18 protein-coding genes are annotated in these 15244 nt (G+C 69.8%); 5 read left to right on the top strand and 13 right to left on the bottom strand.

Translation table 11 applies throughout. The features are described 5' to 3' along the window. Positions 1-126 precede the first annotated feature (126 nt). From MPLG2_RS07025 to MPLG2_RS07045, 7 genes are all read right to left on the bottom strand, one after another. Positions 127-540, bottom strand: a complete 414-nt coding sequence (locus MPLG2_RS07025; protein WP_105185510.1) for a hypothetical protein — start codon at positions 538-540, stop codon at positions 127-129. Positions 541-643: 103 nt separating this feature from the next. Then, entirely contained in the window at positions 644-1987 is a 1344-nt protein-coding gene (locus tag MPLG2_RS07030; RefSeq protein ID WP_105185511.1) for an HNH endonuclease signature motif containing protein, read from the bottom strand. A 306-nt stretch (positions 1988-2293) separates the two neighbouring features. Further along, the gene (locus MPLG2_RS18975) at positions 2294-2467 is read right to left on the bottom strand and encodes a hypothetical protein (RefSeq protein ID WP_197710111.1); all 174 of its coding nucleotides are present in this window, start codon (positions 2465-2467) and stop codon (positions 2294-2296) included. Further along, a complete protein-coding gene (locus MPLG2_RS18980) occupies positions 2409-3134 on the bottom strand; it encodes a cation:proton antiporter domain-containing protein (protein ID WP_197710112.1) in 726 nt (241 codons plus the stop codon). The genes MPLG2_RS18975 and MPLG2_RS18980 overlap by 59 nt, the downstream gene beginning before the upstream one ends. Continuing rightward, complete coding sequence (locus MPLG2_RS18985) at positions 3038-3481, bottom strand: cation:proton antiporter (protein ID WP_197710113.1); 444 nt, start codon at positions 3479-3481, stop codon at positions 3038-3040. The genes MPLG2_RS18980 and MPLG2_RS18985 overlap by 97 nt, the downstream gene beginning before the upstream one ends. A gap of 201 nt (positions 3482-3682) precedes the next feature. Then, entirely contained in the window at positions 3683-4144 is a 462-nt protein-coding gene (locus MPLG2_RS07040) for a VOC family protein (RefSeq protein ID WP_105185512.1), read from the bottom strand. Between the two features lie 349 nt (positions 4145-4493). Continuing rightward, positions 4494-5828, bottom strand: coding sequence for an MATE family efflux transporter (locus MPLG2_RS07045; RefSeq protein WP_105185513.1), 1335 nt, complete (start codon positions 5826-5828; stop codon positions 4494-4496). A gap of 240 nt (positions 5829-6068) precedes the next feature. Between MPLG2_RS07045 and MPLG2_RS07050 the strand changes: the two genes are divergently transcribed. After that, entirely contained in the window at positions 6069-7343 is a 1275-nt protein-coding gene (locus tag MPLG2_RS07050) for an APC family permease (protein WP_105185514.1), read from the top strand. A gap of 6 nt (positions 7344-7349) precedes the next feature. Here MPLG2_RS07050 and MPLG2_RS07055 read toward each other — a convergent pair whose 3' ends face one another. The 3 genes from MPLG2_RS07055 to MPLG2_RS07065 all read right to left on the bottom strand — a co-directional run bounded on the left by MPLG2_RS07055 (position 7350) and on the right by MPLG2_RS07065 (position 9420). Further along, positions 7350-8093: a VIT1/CCC1 transporter family protein gene (locus MPLG2_RS07055; protein ID WP_105185515.1), complete on the bottom strand. Its 744-nt coding sequence runs from the start codon at positions 8091-8093 to the stop codon at positions 7350-7352. 57 nt (positions 8094-8150) lie between these two features. Continuing rightward, positions 8151-8963 carry a cytochrome b5-like heme/steroid binding domain-containing protein gene (locus tag MPLG2_RS07060; protein WP_105185516.1) on the bottom strand — a complete coding sequence of 271 codons (813 nt, stop codon included), beginning with the start codon at positions 8961-8963 and terminating at the stop codon, positions 8151-8153. A gap of 73 nt (positions 8964-9036) precedes the next feature. After that, positions 9037-9420 carry a hypothetical protein gene (locus tag MPLG2_RS07065; RefSeq protein ID WP_158680936.1) on the bottom strand — a complete coding sequence of 128 codons (384 nt, stop codon included), beginning with the start codon at positions 9418-9420 and terminating at the stop codon, positions 9037-9039. 50 nt (positions 9421-9470) lie between these two features. Here MPLG2_RS07065 and MPLG2_RS07070 point away from each other — a divergent pair, with 50 nt between their 5' ends. Together MPLG2_RS07070 and MPLG2_RS07075 are read left to right on the top strand one after the other, a co-directional pair. After that, the gene (locus MPLG2_RS07070; RefSeq protein ID WP_105185518.1) at positions 9471-10160 is read left to right on the top strand and encodes a response regulator transcription factor; all 690 of its coding nucleotides are present in this window, start codon (positions 9471-9473) and stop codon (positions 10158-10160) included. 11 nt (positions 10161-10171) lie between these two features. Beyond that, complete coding sequence (locus tag MPLG2_RS07075) at positions 10172-11419, top strand: sensor histidine kinase (protein WP_158680937.1); 1248 nt, start codon at positions 10172-10174, stop codon at positions 11417-11419. A gap of 125 nt (positions 11420-11544) precedes the next feature. Here MPLG2_RS07075 and MPLG2_RS18370 read toward each other — a convergent pair whose 3' ends face one another. Continuing rightward, positions 11545-11784: a hypothetical protein gene (locus MPLG2_RS18370; protein WP_158680938.1), complete on the bottom strand. Its 240-nt coding sequence runs from the start codon at positions 11782-11784 to the stop codon at positions 11545-11547. On the opposite strand from MPLG2_RS18370, the gene MPLG2_RS18375 reads away from it, so the two are divergent. Then, the gene (locus tag MPLG2_RS18375; RefSeq protein WP_158680939.1) at positions 11783-12163 is read left to right on the top strand and encodes a DUF2271 domain-containing protein; all 381 of its coding nucleotides are present in this window, start codon (positions 11783-11785) and stop codon (positions 12161-12163) included. The genes MPLG2_RS18370 and MPLG2_RS18375 overlap by 2 nt on opposite strands. A gap of 47 nt (positions 12164-12210) precedes the next feature. On the opposite strand, the gene MPLG2_RS07085 is transcribed toward MPLG2_RS18375, so the two are convergent. Then, the gene (locus MPLG2_RS07085; protein ID WP_105185521.1) at positions 12211-13134 is read right to left on the bottom strand and encodes an FAD:protein FMN transferase; all 924 of its coding nucleotides are present in this window, start codon (positions 13132-13134) and stop codon (positions 12211-12213) included. Positions 13135-13217: 83 nt separating this feature from the next. On the opposite strand from MPLG2_RS07085, the gene MPLG2_RS07090 reads away from it, so the two are divergent. Next, the gene (locus tag MPLG2_RS07090) at positions 13218-14633 is read left to right on the top strand and encodes a ferredoxin reductase family protein (RefSeq protein ID WP_105185522.1); all 1416 of its coding nucleotides are present in this window, start codon (positions 13218-13220) and stop codon (positions 14631-14633) included. Positions 14634-14640: 7 nt separating this feature from the next. Here the strand turns inward: MPLG2_RS07090 and MPLG2_RS07095 are convergent, their stop codons facing one another. After that, a complete protein-coding gene (locus MPLG2_RS07095; RefSeq protein WP_158680941.1) occupies positions 14641-15237 on the bottom strand; it encodes a hypothetical protein in 597 nt (198 codons plus the stop codon). Between the last annotated feature and the right edge of the window lie 7 nt (positions 15238-15244).

Here is a 15244-nt window from a genome sequence, read left to right on the forward strand (position 1 = left end):
AGCTTGTCGAGACCCCGTTCACAACCGACGCACGTCACCGGGTGTGATTCGGCAACAGTTCGTGCCGTCATCCCGGCGAACGCCATCCCCGTCATCCCGGCGAACGCCGGGATCTCAAGCAGGCCCCTACATCTTGCGCACCCAGTTCTTGCCGCGCAGCGCCTCTTCGACCAGCGTCACCTCGCGCTGCACCCGCACCAGCCACGCCTGCTGCTGCGACCACACGTCCACCGCCTCGGTCACCACCTCGGGCGGCACCAGTTCGGCCAGGCTCACCCGGACGCCGCCGAGCCCGTCGCGTCCGGCCTGCACCTGCGCGTTGACGAAGGTGACGGCGAACCGCGCCAGCACCACCGGGTGCCGCCGCAGCAACTGGTAGCGCCGGTAGTCGGCCGGGCAGCAGTCGAGCAGAAACTCGGTGGCCGTCACCTCCCAGTCGGGCGCCCCCGGTGGACGCACCCGCTCGGGCCACCCGGGCGGTGTGTAGATCGTGGTCTCTTGCCGCTGCATGGCCCTGCGGCGGTCGGCCAGTGACGCCATCGGTTCCTCCTGTGATCGAACGTTTGTTCGATTCTAGGTTCGTTGATCGAGCTTGTCGAGACTGAGCCCGGGGAGCGGTCTCGACCGGCTCGACCAGCGCTTGTCAGGTGCGCATGGGTGCTGTGTATCGGGCGTGGACTCTGGGTCGTTGGGTGGGGTCGACGCGTTTGGGTGGGATCACGTGGGGTGGGCCGTCGGAGGGGAGTCGTACTTGCCAGCGGTCGACTTTGGGGTTGTGGCCGGGTTCGACAATGCCGTGGTGGTGGGGGCAGACGAGTACCAGGTTATGTAAGGCGGTCACTCCCCCGGCCCACCAGGGCACGATGTGGTGCGCATGGCAGCTGGTCGGCTGCTTGTCGCAGCCCGGAAACACACACCCTTGATCGCGAACCTCGAGCGCCGCACGAATCGGGGCCGTGACGAGCCGTTGCGCCCGGCCCACATCCAACACCTGTGAGGGTGACCCGAGCACGGCGGGCATGACGTCGGCATCACACAACAACTGCCGCAGCGTGGACGCGGCGATCGGCTCACCGGTGCCGATCAGTTCACCCCTGAGCAGCCCGGCGTCGGTGGCGGTCTTCACCATCACGTCGTAACTCAACGTGACCACGACCCGGGGCCGGTCACCACCATGACTCGGGGCGAGCGCGTTGGCCAGGTGCCGATCGACCAGCGCCATCAGCGCGTCGGCGCGACGTTGCGCGGGCGTGAGGTTCGGCGCGAGCGGGTCGAGTCTGTCCAGCGCGCGGGATGCTTGGGCTGTGTAGCTGTCGATCAGTTTGATGAATGGCTCCGCATCGGCCACCGGCAGGCTGCCCCTGATGCGCACCGACCCATGATGGTCATGAGCAAAGGTGAGATGCCGATTGTGCTCAGCGGTGCGTAGGTCACGCTCCAACCGGGCCGCTTCACGCGCATCAGCGGTGTCGGGGTCGAGCACCTCCAACAGATACCGCGACAAGGCACGCAAATCGGCCGCATTGTGGGTGTCAGCGAACCCCACCATGAGTTCTTCAGCCTGCCGCAACTGGTCGGTGTCGAAGTCGTCCGGTAGATCCTGCAACACCTGCGTGATCGCCTGCACCTGCTCCGGCACCAAGGCGCCCGCTGCAGCAGCCTGTGCCACGATCGGGAAGCGTTGCAGCCGCTCACCCTCGATCACCATGCGGCCCGCCGCACGCCGAGTCATACGCACCGCGTCAACCAACCACGTCACCGTCGAGGTGCCATGCTCCTGCACGGCGATCTCGCCACGCTCGATTTCCGCGGCGAGCGCCGACAGCCACGCCGTCAGGCGGGCGTCCAACCGCACCGCGTCAGCCAACAGGTCTAGCTTCTGCTTGCCGGTCGACAGCCGCACCCGACCATCGCCAAGAGCCGACAGAGCAGCATCCATCACGGCCACCAGGGCCGCATCGTCCAACTGCTCGAAATCCAACTCCATGACTAGAGGCTACGCGGCGCGACTGACAGTTTCGAACATACGTACAGTTATCCACAAGGCTTTTCGAGATGAATATCGGCTGTGGACAACTTAGCCTTCCAAGACTTTGGAGATCCCGACTTTCGCCGGGATGACGGGTTGGGCGGCATGGAGATCCCGGCTTTCGCCGGGATGACGAAAGTTGGGAGATCCCGGCATTTCGCCCGGATGGCGAAAATTGGGAGATCCTGGCATTCCGCCGGGACGACGAGTTGAGGAGACGCCTGGATGACGGAGCACGCCCTCGGGTTGCGAGGCGAAGCTGGCTCAACCGTCGCGATCGGGCACGCCGGCGATGTCTTCGACGTCAAAGAGCCGTGCCACCGGTACGTCGGTACTCGAGTGCGCCACGATGCTGAGCGCGATACACACCACGACCAGTTCATAGACCTCGACGGCGTTGGGTATGCCCGAGTGCAGCACCAGCAGCCCGTACGCCACAGAGGCGAAACCCTTCGGGCCGAACCAGGCTGCGGCGAACAACTCCCGACGAGTCAGGTCGGCGCCCACCCAGCGAGGCGGCCAGCGAGGCCGGCCGAACCAGCACCAGGGCGAGGGTGGCCACCATCCACCCACCGAAGCCGATGCTCACGAACAGTTGGGGCCTGAGCAGGGCTCCAAACACCAGCAGGGCGGCGAACTTGGCCAACTCGGCCAGCATCTCGCCCAACTGCTCGAACGCTTCCTGGGCCTTCGGACTGAGCCTCGCGGTCATGAAGCCGCCGGCGAAGGCGGCCAGGTAGGGGTTGGCTCCGGTGAGGTGCGCGATGCCGTAGAGCATGATGGCGATGGCGACCGGCCTCAGCGGCTGCAACCGAGGCTCGGCACCGAGACCCGGAATGCGCAGCAACTGATGCACCGCGAGCGGAAGCAGCACGCCCAGAGCCAGGCCGCCGACCAGTTCCAGCGCCACCAGGCCCAGGTCACTGTGCTCCTGCGTCGTGCCGGCCGCGCTGATCAGCAGGAGCACCACAGGCAGGGCGATTCCGTCGTTCAGACCGCTCTCAACGCTCAGCAGCCTGCGCAGCCTGGCTGGGACGTCCTTGCGGCCCACGATCGCCGAGGCGAACACCGGGTCGGTCGGAGCCAGCACTGCACCGACCAGCATGACTGTGATCCAGTCGAACCCGGCGAAGAGTGCGCCAGCAGGGTGACGCCGACGAACGCCAGGGGCATGCCGATACCGAGTGCCCGCGCGGCGTGCAGCCAGCTGCCCTGGCCGCGCGGCGCACGCAGCGCACCGCCGTCGGTGAACAGCACGGTGAACAGCGCCAGGTCGGCCAGCGCACCAACGATCTCGCTGTCGGCGTTCAGGTCGACCAGGCCCAGACCGCCCTGGCCGATGACGGCCCCCGAGACAAGGAACACCAGGGTGGTCGAGAGCACCGTGCGGGCGGCGACGCCCGAGACCAGGACGGACACCAGTAGGCACGCCCCGTACAGCAGCGCCAGCATCATCGGGCTTCACAGCCCCATTCGGCAGGTTCACGGCACCCGACCACGGCCGGCTCAGGCCGCCGCACATGCGCGGTGAGCCGGGACGGCGGCAAAGCCGTCATCCTTGCACGGCGCGCGAACCCCGGCCGCGATGCGAGCGCAAAGAGATCACCCTCCGGCGCACCCACGTCCTGGCCTCGGTGCTCACGCGGCCCGCCCTCAGTCGAGGCAGAACTCGTTGCCCTCGGGGTCTTGCATCACGATGAACCCGTCGCTCACGTACGGCTCGGCCTCGAACCGCTGCACCCGGGTGGCACCCAGTGCGACCAGCCGGTGACACTCCACCTCGAGCGCGGCCAGCCGATCAGCGCCGCGCAGGCCCGGGGCCGCTCGGATGTCGAGATGCAGCCGGTTCTTGACGGTCTTGGCCTCGGGCACCTGTTGAAAGAAGATGCGCGGCCCCTTGCCGGTCGGATCCTCCAACGCCGAGCGGGTGTTGCGCTCCTCGACCGGCACGTTCATGCGTTCGAGGAACTCGTCCCAGGCGTCCAGGGGATCGGCACCCTCGGGCACCTCGACTCCGGGTGGGCCTGGGTGAACGTAGCCCAACGCGTCGCGCCAGAACCGCGACAGCGCGGCCGGGTCGTGGCAATCGAAGGTCACCTGAAACTCGAACGTCATGCGCGCCACCCTAGAACGCGTGTGCGACAGTTTGGGATTCGCCAACGGGAGACCCCCCCGGGGGGCCTCGACGAGCTCGACCAACGAGAGGGTTCTGGACAAGCTCGACCAGCGAGAGCGAAACGCAACAGTGAAGCGGAGTGGAGGCGCCACGGTCAGGGCGTGGTCGGGCGTGTGCTGCACTGCGAGGCTTTAGAGCCGAGCAGTCTCGCAAGGGCGAGACAGGGGCACGTCCGCTCCGCGGCAAACAGGCCGGTCTCGACAAGCTCGACCAACGAGACGGGTGTCGACCACCTCGACCAACGAGACGGGCCCAGACAAGCTCGACCAACGACCAGCTCGACCAGCGTCAGACGCCCGTCACCAGCCACCTGTCGCCGCGCTCACGCCACCACAGCGTCGCCGCCCTGATCAGCATGAACACGGTGAAACCCAGCCACAATGCGGCCGTCGCAACGGACGGTCCCTGCGCTGCCAACCACGCCGAGCTCAGTCGAAGCACGGCGACCACCGGCAGGTAGGCGATCAGCACCACGGTCATGCCCAGAGCCAGCCAGCGGCCGTCGCCCGCGCCGATCAGCACCCCGTCGAGCACGAACACGTACCCGGCGATCGGCTGGCCCACACCCACCACGATCAGCGCCGCCACCACCGCCGCCCGCACCGCCGGATCACTGCTGAACAGGGGTGCGATCAACGGCCCGGCCAGGCCGACAGCGAGGCCGACCGCCGCTCCCCCGACCAGGCCCCAGCGCACCATCAGCCGGGTCGCCTCGCGCACCCCGGCGACGTCCGCCGCGCCAAGCCCCTTGCCGGTGAGCGCCTGCCCGGCGATCGCGAGGGCATCCAGGGCGAACGCCAGCAGCGTCCACACGGTGAAGGCAACCTGATGCGCGGCCAAGGTCACCTCGCCAAGGCCGGCCGCCACCCAGGTGGTGAGCAGCAGGATCGCGCGCAGCGCCAGCGTCCGGACGATCAGCGGCACTCCGTTCACCGCCGCCGACAGCACCCCGGCAGGGTGCAGTCGCACCGCCATTCCCGCCCGCCGCACCCGCACCAACCACACCGCGACCAGCGCCACCGCCATCGCGTACTGGGTAGCCACCGTGCCCCAGGCCGAGCCGGCGATGCCCCAGCCCAGCCCGTAGACCAGGGCCAGGTTGAGCACCGCGTTGAGCGGAAAGCCGATCAGCGAGACGACCAGCGGCGTGCGGGTGTCTTGCACACCGCGCAGGGCGCCGGTGATGGCCATCATGGTCAGCATCGCCGGCAGGCCGATCGCAGAGATACGCAGGTAGATCACGGCCTGCACGAGCACCTCGCCCGTGCCGCCCAGCGCCGCACAGAGCCATTCGGCTCCGAAACCGACCAGTACGCCGACGACGGTGCCCAGGCCGATGGCGAGCACGGTGCCGTCCACACCGGCGGCCACCACCTTGTCGTCGGCACCGGCCCCGAGGGCACGGGCGACACTGGCGGTGGTGCCGTAGGCGAGAAACACGAACACACCCGCGGCGGTGCCCAGCACCGAGCCGGCGACCCCCAACCCGGCCAGTTGCGGCGTGCCGAGATGCCCCACGATGGCCGAATCGACGAGCAGGAACAGCGGCTCGGCCACGAGAGCGAAGAACGCCGGGACGGCCAGGCCCAGAATCTGCCTGGTCAGGCCGCGGTTGCCGGTCATGCGCGTCACCGTAGTGGAGCATGCGCAGAAACCGAGATTCAGGTGCGAGCCGGGCCGGCTTGCGGCACCATCGAACGCACACCCCGTCCGTCGACCTACCTGCTGAGAAGGATCCCCGGGTACCCGTCATGAAGAACACCGGTCGTGCTCGAGCAGCCATCTGCCTGGACGCACTGGACGGCCCTCGCCACGACCGCACCGTGCCGACTCCGGCCCGAGGGCCGGGCGACTGAGTGCCCGATGCCGACCACCGCGCCGCCAGCAGACGACTCCGCAGAGCCTGCTCTCGCACGCCGGTTGACCCTGCCGGACGCGATCGTGATCGGGCTCAGTTCAATGATCGGAGCCGGCGTCTTCGCGGTGTGGGCACCGGCAGCGCAGGCAGCCGGGCCGGGCTTACTGCTGGGCCTGTTGGTTGCGGGCGCGGTGGCGCTGTGCAACGCGACTTCGTCAGCTCAACTCGCCGCACAGTTCCCGCACGCGGGTGGTAGCTACCTGTATGGCCGACAGTTACTGGGCGAGTGGCCAGGCTTTCTGGCGGGCTGGTCATTCGTCGTGGGCAAGACGGCGAGCTCGGCGGCCATGGCATTGACGTTCTCGGCGTACGCCGTGCCCACGCCATGGCAGAAGCCGGTCGCCGTGGCTGCCGTGGTGGCGCTCGCGGTGGTCAACAGCCTGGGCGTCACCCGCACCGTGGCGATGGCCCGGGTGAGCGTCACTATCGCGCTCGTGGCGTTGGCGGTTGCGGCCACGATCGGCTTCACCCACCCGTTACCCACTGCGCGCGCCATGCCATGGGACGGGAACCCGGGAGGGGTGCTGCAGTCGGCCGGACTGTTGTTCTTCGCCTTCGCCGGATATGCCCGGATCGCCACCCTGGGCGAGGAGGTCGTCGAGCCCGCCCGCACCATTCCCCGCGCGGTCGCGATCTCACTCGCACTCGTGCTGGTGGCCTATCTGACCGTCGGCCTGGCCGCCCTTGGTTCGCTCGGAGCGCCGGCGTTGGCCGCCTCGACCGCCCCGCTGGCCGACGTGTCGGCACTGGCATCGTGGGGCTGGGCGGTTCCGCTGGTCAGTATCGGCGCCGCGGCAGCTGCGCTGGGCGCCCTGCTCGCCATGATCGCCGGAATCGGGCGCACCAGCTTGGCGATGGCGCGCACAGGTGACCTGCCGGGTTGGTTCGGCGCGGTGCACCCCCGGTTCGGCGTGCCGCACCGGGCCGAACTCGGCGTTGGTGCCGTCGTCGCGGCCTTGGTGGTGCTGACCGACCTGCGGGGAGCGATCGGCTTCTCGTCGGTCGGCGTGCTGCTCTACTACCTGGTCGCAAACGCGGCGGCGCTGCGTCAGGCCGCCGAGAACCGGCTCTATCCCCGGCTCCTCGCCGCGTTGGGTGTAGTGGGTTGTGTGGTCGTGATGGCCAGCCTGCCCACCGATTCGGTGGTAGCCGGGCTGACCATGGTCGCGGCCGGCGTGGGCTATCGCTGGGCGCGGCGCCACCTGACCCGGCACCGTTGAGCCGCGTCATCCCAGGGTGTGGCCGACCAGCCGTCCGATGCCGTAGGTGACAGCCATGGCCAGCAGCCCACCGACCACGTTGCGCAGGATGGCCCGGGCCACCCGGGTGCCTCCCGCGCGGGCACTCAAGAACCCGGTCAACACCAGCGCCGCCACGACGGCCAACACGGTGACGATCAGTTTCGAATCAGCGGGGGCCAGCACGATGGCCAGTAGGGGCAGGATCGACCCCACCGTGAACGAGATCGCCGACGAGAAGGCAGCCACCCATGGGTTGGTCAGGTCGTTCGGGTCGATGCCCAGTTCGGTCTCGGCGTGCGCTGCCAGGGCATCGTGGGCGTGCAACTGTTCGGCCACCTGACGAGCCAGTTCGGGCGCGAGGCCCTTCTGCACGTACAGGTCGGCCAACTCGGCCAGTTCCTCCTCGGGCATCTCGGCCAGTTCGCGCCGCTCCAGGTCGAGCAGCGCCTGCTCGGTATCACGCTGGGCGCTCACCGACACGTACTCGCCCACCGCCATCGACAGCGCGCCGGCGGTCAGGCCGGCGACCCCGGCCGCCAGAATTGCGAACGCATCGGTGGTGGCGCCGGCCACCCCGATCACGATGCCGGCCGTCGACACGATGCCGTCGTTCGCCCCCAGCACGGCGGCACGCAGGCTGTTCAGCCGGCCCTGGTGCGAACCCGCCGCGGCTTCGGCCGACTGATAGCCGACGGGATCCCCGCCGCTCAGGGGTGGTCGTTGCGCCACTCTTCACCTCCGTGCCTCAGCCGCCCGAAGGGGGTACCGGCCCAGGTGTACCTCAGACTAGGCGAGGGTGCCGATCAAGAACTGCTTGAGTTCGGCAGCCGGACGGCTCTGGCCACCGTGCTGGTTGTCGAACGCCGAACTGCCGTCCTTGCCGCACAGGCCGAGAATGGGGCGCTGGCCGCCGGGGTGCCGGGTGATCCAGTCGGTGACGTCGTACACGTTGCCGTCGATGGCCGTCCAGCACGATGACGCCGTGCCGTGCTTGGCCACGTCGGCCAGCGTGTAGCTGTTCGACTTCGAGCTGGGGGTCGCCTTGCTCGACGTCGTGGTCGTCGACGGTTGGGGCGTGGCGGATGTCGACGGCGCGGCGTCGCTCGACGGCTGATCGGTCTGAGCGGTCACGTCACCCCAGGCCGCCTGGGCGCCGCTGTGGCCCACCAGGACGGTGACGGCGGTGACGATCACCGCCATGATGGCGGCAAGGACCCCAACGACCGGTGCGGCGGGTGAGCGATCGGCAGGCCCGCCGTTCGACGGCCGGCGCAAGAAGAACCACGCGAGGGCCAGCACCAGCAGCGCCACGGCCAGCCACGGCAGCCGATCCCCCCACGACGCGTGCGTCTGCGGCTCGCCCACCTTGGCGGCCAGGGCCTCGCCGGACTCCTTCGCCACGAAGGCGGCACCGGTTCCGACCGCGATCGCGCCCACGGTCAGCCAGCCGTACCGGTCGGCCCACTTGGGCACCAGCACGAGCACGACGAGCCCGAGCGCGCCCAGCGGTAGCAGCACCACGGCGAAGTGCACGACCAGCGGGTGCAACGGCAGCCCCGCGATGGAGTCGAATAGGGACGAATCGAGCGGAATCGGCATGACCGCAACGGTAGGCAAACCGACCTCAAGTCAACCTCAAGGACGCTTTAAACCTCGCCCAAGAAGCGTGCGGTCATCCGCGCTGGAACACGGGGCTGCCGTTGCGGCAGGTGGCGAAGACCTTCACCTCGGGGTTGTCGTCGGCGTCGGTGGACTCGAAGTCGACCCGTAGCGTTCGCGGGCCGCGGTCATACACCTTGACCCAGAAGCCCACCTCGGGCACGGCCGACACCAGTGCCACCGATCCGTCGGAACAGGCGGCAGTCAGTCGCCCGGCCTTGCCGGTCCAGGTTGCCTGGCTCTCGGTCGGCACCGCCGACGGGGTCGTGGTCACCAGCCGGACGGGGTTTCCGACCCGCGCACCCGCGCTGGCGATCACCGTCCACGTCACCGTGGACGCGGCCGCCACGGTCAGCAACCAGACTGCGGCAATGACCCATAACCTGCGCCCAGCCATTGACCCATCATGGCATGGGGAAGGCCGCCGCCCACGGTACGTTACCTGCCATGACTCGCGTGCTCGTCGTCGAGGACGATGCCGCCATCGGCCGGCTGATTCGACGCAGCCTCAGTGACGCGGGCAATGCCGTGGCCTTGGCCGCCGACGGCGCGACCGGGCTCGCCCTGGCACTCAGCGAGCAGCCCGACGTGGTGCTGCTCGATCTGGGCCTGCCCGACCTCGACGGACGGCAGGTGCTGCGCATGCTGCGAGCCGTGAGCGGCGTACCGGTGATCGTGATCACCGCCCAGGATGACGACCGCACGGTGGTCGACGCCCTGGACGCGGGTGCCGACGATTACCTGGTGAAGCCGTTCGGCGGGGAGCAGTTGGCGGCCCGGATCCGGGCGGTGCTCAGGCGCACCCAGCCTGCGACCGCTGCCGCCGGCACCCGGGTTGGCGAACTCGAGATCGACCCCGCCGCCCGCCGAGTCACCCTCGCCGGAGCGCCGATCGAGCTGTCCCGCAAAGAGTTCGATCTGCTGTGGCTGCTCGCTTCGCGAGCCGGTGAGGTGGTCACCAAGCGTGAGCTGCTGGCCGAGGTGTGGGGGTTGCCGCTCGGCGGAGGCGACCGGACCGTCGACGTCCACGTCAGCTGGTTGCGACGCAAACTCGGCGAGACGGCCGCAGCGCCGCGCTATCTCGAAACGGTTCGCGGCGTCGGCCTGCGCCTCGTCGCACCGTCCGGGGACGCGTGATGCGTCGCCAGGTGAGCACCCTCGTGGCCTTGATCAGCACGGCCATCGTCGCGTCGTTCGTCATACCCCTGCTGCTGCTGGTGAGTTCGCTGGCCGCTGATCGCGGTATGGCCGTGGCAGGGCAGCAGGCCAACTCGGTGGCCATGCTCGTGGCCGGTCTGAACCGCGACGTGCGCCTGCCCGAGTTGCTCTCGCCGGCACTCGCGAGTTCGCCGGCGGCGACCTCTGTGGTGCTCGCCGACGGCACCGTGCTGGGGGTGGCTTGGCCCGATTTCGGTACCGATCCCGGCTACCGTCGAGCCCGCGGGGGCGAGGCGTTCTCGACCCGCGACGACCAGGGCGGCCATGTATTCGTGCCGGTACTGGTCGACGGCGGAGTGGCGGTGATTCGCAGCTCGGTGACCCCGGACCAGTTGAATCAAGGAGTGCCGCTGGCGTGGACGAGCATCATCGCGCTCGGCCTGCTGCTCAGCGGCGTTGCCGTGTTCGTCGCCGACCGGGCCGCGCGCGCGGTGAGTCGTCCGTTACAGGACGTCGCAGCCACCGCGCATCGGTTGCGTGAAGGTGACCTGGCCGCCCGGGCCCCCATGGCGGGCCCGCCCGAGACCGTCGAGCTTGGCTCGGCCCTCAACGGGCTCGCCGAGCGCGTCGGCGAGGTGCTCGAGGCCGAACGCGACAGTGTCCGCGGCTTGGCCCACCGGCTGCGGACGCCGGTGACCGCACTGCGTCTGCAGGCCGAGCAGCTTGCCGACGATGACCTCGCCCAGCTCGTGAGCCAGCTGCAGGTCGCGATCGACCGCGTGGTGACCGAAGCCCGGCGACCCTTGCGCGAGGACCTGCCGGTCGGCTGCGACGCGCGCGAGGTCACGGCGACGCGCATCGAGTACTGGCGCCCGCTGGCAGAGGATCAGAACCGCACGCTCGCCGTCACCCTGCCCGACGGGCCGGCCCCGGTGGCGCTGAGCGCGCTCGATCTGGCCGACGTGATCGACATCTGCATCGATAACGTTTTCGCACATACGCCCGAAGGCACTGGTTTCGCCGTCTCGCTTGAGGTGGTCAACGGCCGGCTGCGGCTGGCGGTCACCGATCAGGGCCCCGGGTTTGCCGCGGCGGCGTCCGGTCCACGGCCCGGCACGTCCGGGCTGGGCCTGCAACTCGCCCGCCGCACGATCGAACGGGCGGGGGGAACGGTCGCCATGTCTGCACCGGGGCGCTCACCCGCAGAGGTGCTGATCGAGTTGCCGGTGGCCGGGTGACCGCGCACAGTCGCCACGCGGCCGGCACTCAGCAAACTCACAGCCTGGCTCCGTAGCCTGACGACCGAAGCCACAACAACTGTGGCCGTCACCGGAAAGGTCGCTCATCGAATGCCCGTGTCACGTTATTCCGAGGTCACCCGTCGAGCCTTTCTCGGTGGCCTGTCGCTCGCCGCCATCGCCGGCGTGGTCGGCTGCAGCGCGGCGGCTAGCGCCAGCCCTTCTGCCACCAGTGCCACGGCATCGGCCACTTCGAGCGCCAGCGCATCGGCCACGGCTTCGGCGAGTGCCGGCACGAGCAAGTCGCTGCCGAGCGCGGCGAAGGCCACGGTGGCTTGGACGTTCTCGTCCAGCGGGGGCGGCATGGGCGGGCGTAACCCGTACATGGCGGTCTGGCTCGAGGACGCCAGCGGCAACTTCGTCAAGACCCTCGCCCTCTATCACAAGGCCAACGGCGACAACTGGCTCAACGAGCTGAGCGCGTGGTACAGCGCCTCGGGCGGCACCGACACCACCACCAGCGGCACCGTGCCCGCGGGCAGCTTCACCGCCAACTGGGACGGCACCACCGCCTCGGGCGATCGCGCCACGCAGGGCACCTACACCGTGTGCATCGAGTCGGCGGTCGAGCACGGGTCAGAGAGCCTGATCAGGCAGCAGGTGACCTTCGGCGCCTCGTCGGCCATGACGGCGCTGACCGATTCTGGCCAGCTCAGCGCCGCCTCGGTGGCCTACACGGTCTGAGGAACCGGGCCGCGCGGCGGGGCGCATCGTGGCGAGCGCGGCGCGGCTCACCAGGCCCCGCAGGTGAGCACCTCGCCGGACTCGTCGACGACCAGGCAGCCGGCCGCCGGCGAGGCCGACACGATGGCGGCCGCAGTTGGCCAATCGAGCACCCCGGCCACCGTGGCCAGGGCGTCGGCGGTCATCGCGTCGGGTGCCCGCACGGTGGTCGAGGGACGCCCGGCCACCGGTCGTCCGGTGCGCGGGTCGAGCACGTGGCCGTACCAGTGTCGTCCGACCCGAAAGCCGCGGTGCACCGGCCCGCTGGTGGCCAGGGCGCCCTCCCCCACCTCGACCACCTGCAGCGGCACACCTCCCGGCTGCCGCGGGTCTTCCACCCCCACGCGCAGGGACTGGTCACCGATGTGCCGAAGGTCACCGCCGGCGTTCACCAGCACGTCCACCACCCCGGGCTGCGCCGCCGCCGCCTCGGCGGCCCGGTCGACGATGTAGCCCTTGGCGATCGCGTTCAGGTCGAGCCCCGTGCAATCACCCACCCGCTGCACGCCGGCGTCGGTGATGGTGAACGGCAGCGCCGCCAGCTGCACCACCAGGTGCGCCAACTCGGCGGCCGAGGGTGGCACGCCGTCGGTCTCGGCCCGCAACCATCGCCCGCGCAGCCGCTCAGTGACCGGGTGAAAGGCTCCGCCGGACACCCGCCACCAGTGCTCGGCCGCCCGCAACACCTCGGTCAACTCAGGACTGACCTCGTCGATCTCGGCCGCACGCCAGCGGCACAACTCACTGGTCGCCTCGTAGGTGGTGAACACCGACTGCAGGTGCACGATACGGTTCACGGCGACGGTCTCGGCCGCCTCGGCCAGCGCATACGCGGCCGGCACTGTCGCCGCCCGGGCGATCACCCGCACCTCGACATTCGTGCCCAGCAACGGGTGATAGGTGCCGCGTGACGTGGCGTGCTGGGTGCTCACCCAGGCACCCTAGCCGTCCAACGCATCGTCGGTTCACGGACGCCTCACAGCAGAGCCACAGGGGCGGTGGCGAGCATGAGGTCATGACGATCACCGCACAGCGCCCGCGCACGTCGAGGGTGCTGCCGGTCGGCGCTCCGACCACGGACGAACTCGCTGCCGGCATGACGGCCCGACGACTCGCGAGGTTGCTGGTCACCGGTGTGGGGTGGGCGACCATGGCGATGACCGTCGTGCTGTTCGCCACCGAGAGTCCGCTCGCGCGGTTCTCAGACCTTGGCAGCGCGCTCAACTCAGTCGGCATCATCGCCGGCCTGGTCGCCACCAACGCGCTCGTGCTGATGCTGCTGCTCGCCGCTCGAGTGCCGCTGGTCGACCGGGCACTCGGGCAGCCCGCCGCCGTCGCGCTGCATGCAAAGCTCGGCAACTGGGTGGTCGGCGGGCTGGCCGTGCACGCCGCCTTCGTGTTGATCGGCGGCGCCGTGCTCGACGGTGCCGACCTGTTCAGCGAGTTCGGCCTGCTGTGGGATTCGACCACCGACTTCATGCTCGCGGTGGCCGGCATGGCGCTGCTGCTGGTCGTGATCGTGAGCTCGATCGCAGCCGCCCGGCGCCGACTGCCCTACGAGGTCTGGCACGTCATCCACCTGCTCAGCTACGCGGCGGTCGGTTTGGCGATTCCGCACATGTTCTCGATGAGCGGACTGCTCGGCGAGGGCTCGTGGCAGCGCGGCTACTGGATCGCCCTGCTCAGCATCGCCGGCGCTGCGCTGGTGGTGTTCCGGTTCGTTCAGCCGCTCGTGGCCTCCTTGCGGCACGGGCTCGTTGTGGCCGCGATCATTCCAGCGGGCCCGGACGCCTTCTCGATCGAGTTCACCGGCCGCCGGCTGGACGCCCTGCGCGCCGAGGCCGGCCAGTATGTGCACTGGCGCTTTCTCACCCGCGGCCTGTGGTGGCAGCAGCACCCGTTCTCACTGTCGGCCGCCCCCACCGCCAATGGGCTGCGAATCACCGTCCGCGGCCTCGGCCGCGGCTCGCGCGAGCTGCGAGCGCTGCGCCCGGGCACCCGCGTCTGGATCGAGGGCCCGTACGGCGGCTTCACCGGACGGGCTCGCACCACCCACCGGGTCGCCCTGATTGGCGCGGGCATCGGCATCACGCCCATCCGCGCCCTGCTCGAGACACTCGCGTTCGCCCCGGGCCAGGCCACCGTGATTCTGCGCGCCTCGGCCGCCGACCAGCTCTACCTGCTCGACGAGATCGAGCGGTTGTGCGAGGTGCGCGGCGCACGACTGGTCACTTTGCTCGGGCACCGTGAGCCGGGCCGGTGGGTGCCCGAGGGCTCTCGCGCCTTGCGTCTGGACGACCTCGTGCCCAACCTCTGCGACACCGATCTGTACGTCTGCGGCCCCAAGGGTTTCGCTCGCACCGTGATCGGCGAGGCCGAGGCGGCGGGTGTGCCACGCGACCGGATCAACGTCGAAGAACTGGCCTGGTGACCCTCGATCAGTTCGCGAACGCGTACCACCACACGGCGTAGCCAACCGTGAGCGCCGCGGCGCCCACCAGTACCCACCAGTGCCAGTTCGTGATGCGGGGCCGTCCGAACGGCCAGCTCACCGCGGCGGCCAGCGGCGGCAGCAGCACCAGCGCCGCCCACCACCACCAGTCGCCGATCGAGGCCACCACCAGCAGCGGCGCGACACCCGCCACGTAGGCGACCCAGAACCAGATGCCCAGCCCGCCGATGGCGCACGCCGGCAGCAGCGCCAACAGGTAGCCGAGCGCGCCGATCACCAGCAGCCACCCCACGCCGCAGGTGCCGTCGTCATTCGGGCACAAGGCGGGCACCACCGCCGACCCGATCGCCAGGGCCAGCCCCGCCCCCACCATGGCGGCCAGTGCCGCGACCATCGACCAGGCCACCCGTTCGGCCAGCTCGCCACCGAGACCCCTGCGGGTCGCGCCGCTGCCGGCCATTGTTGGACGCCGCCGCGCCGTCCCCCTGGATGCCGCGGACGGCACCCCGCCGGCCGTCTTGGCCCGCGCGGCGACGTCTCGCTCATGCCGGCCGCGTTCGGCCCTGGTCAGGCGTTTCGCCAAGACGGCC

The organism is Micropruina glycogenica (assembly GCF_900289045.1).
GTDB lineage: Bacteria > Actinomycetota > Actinomycetes > Propionibacteriales > Propionibacteriaceae > Micropruina > Micropruina glycogenica.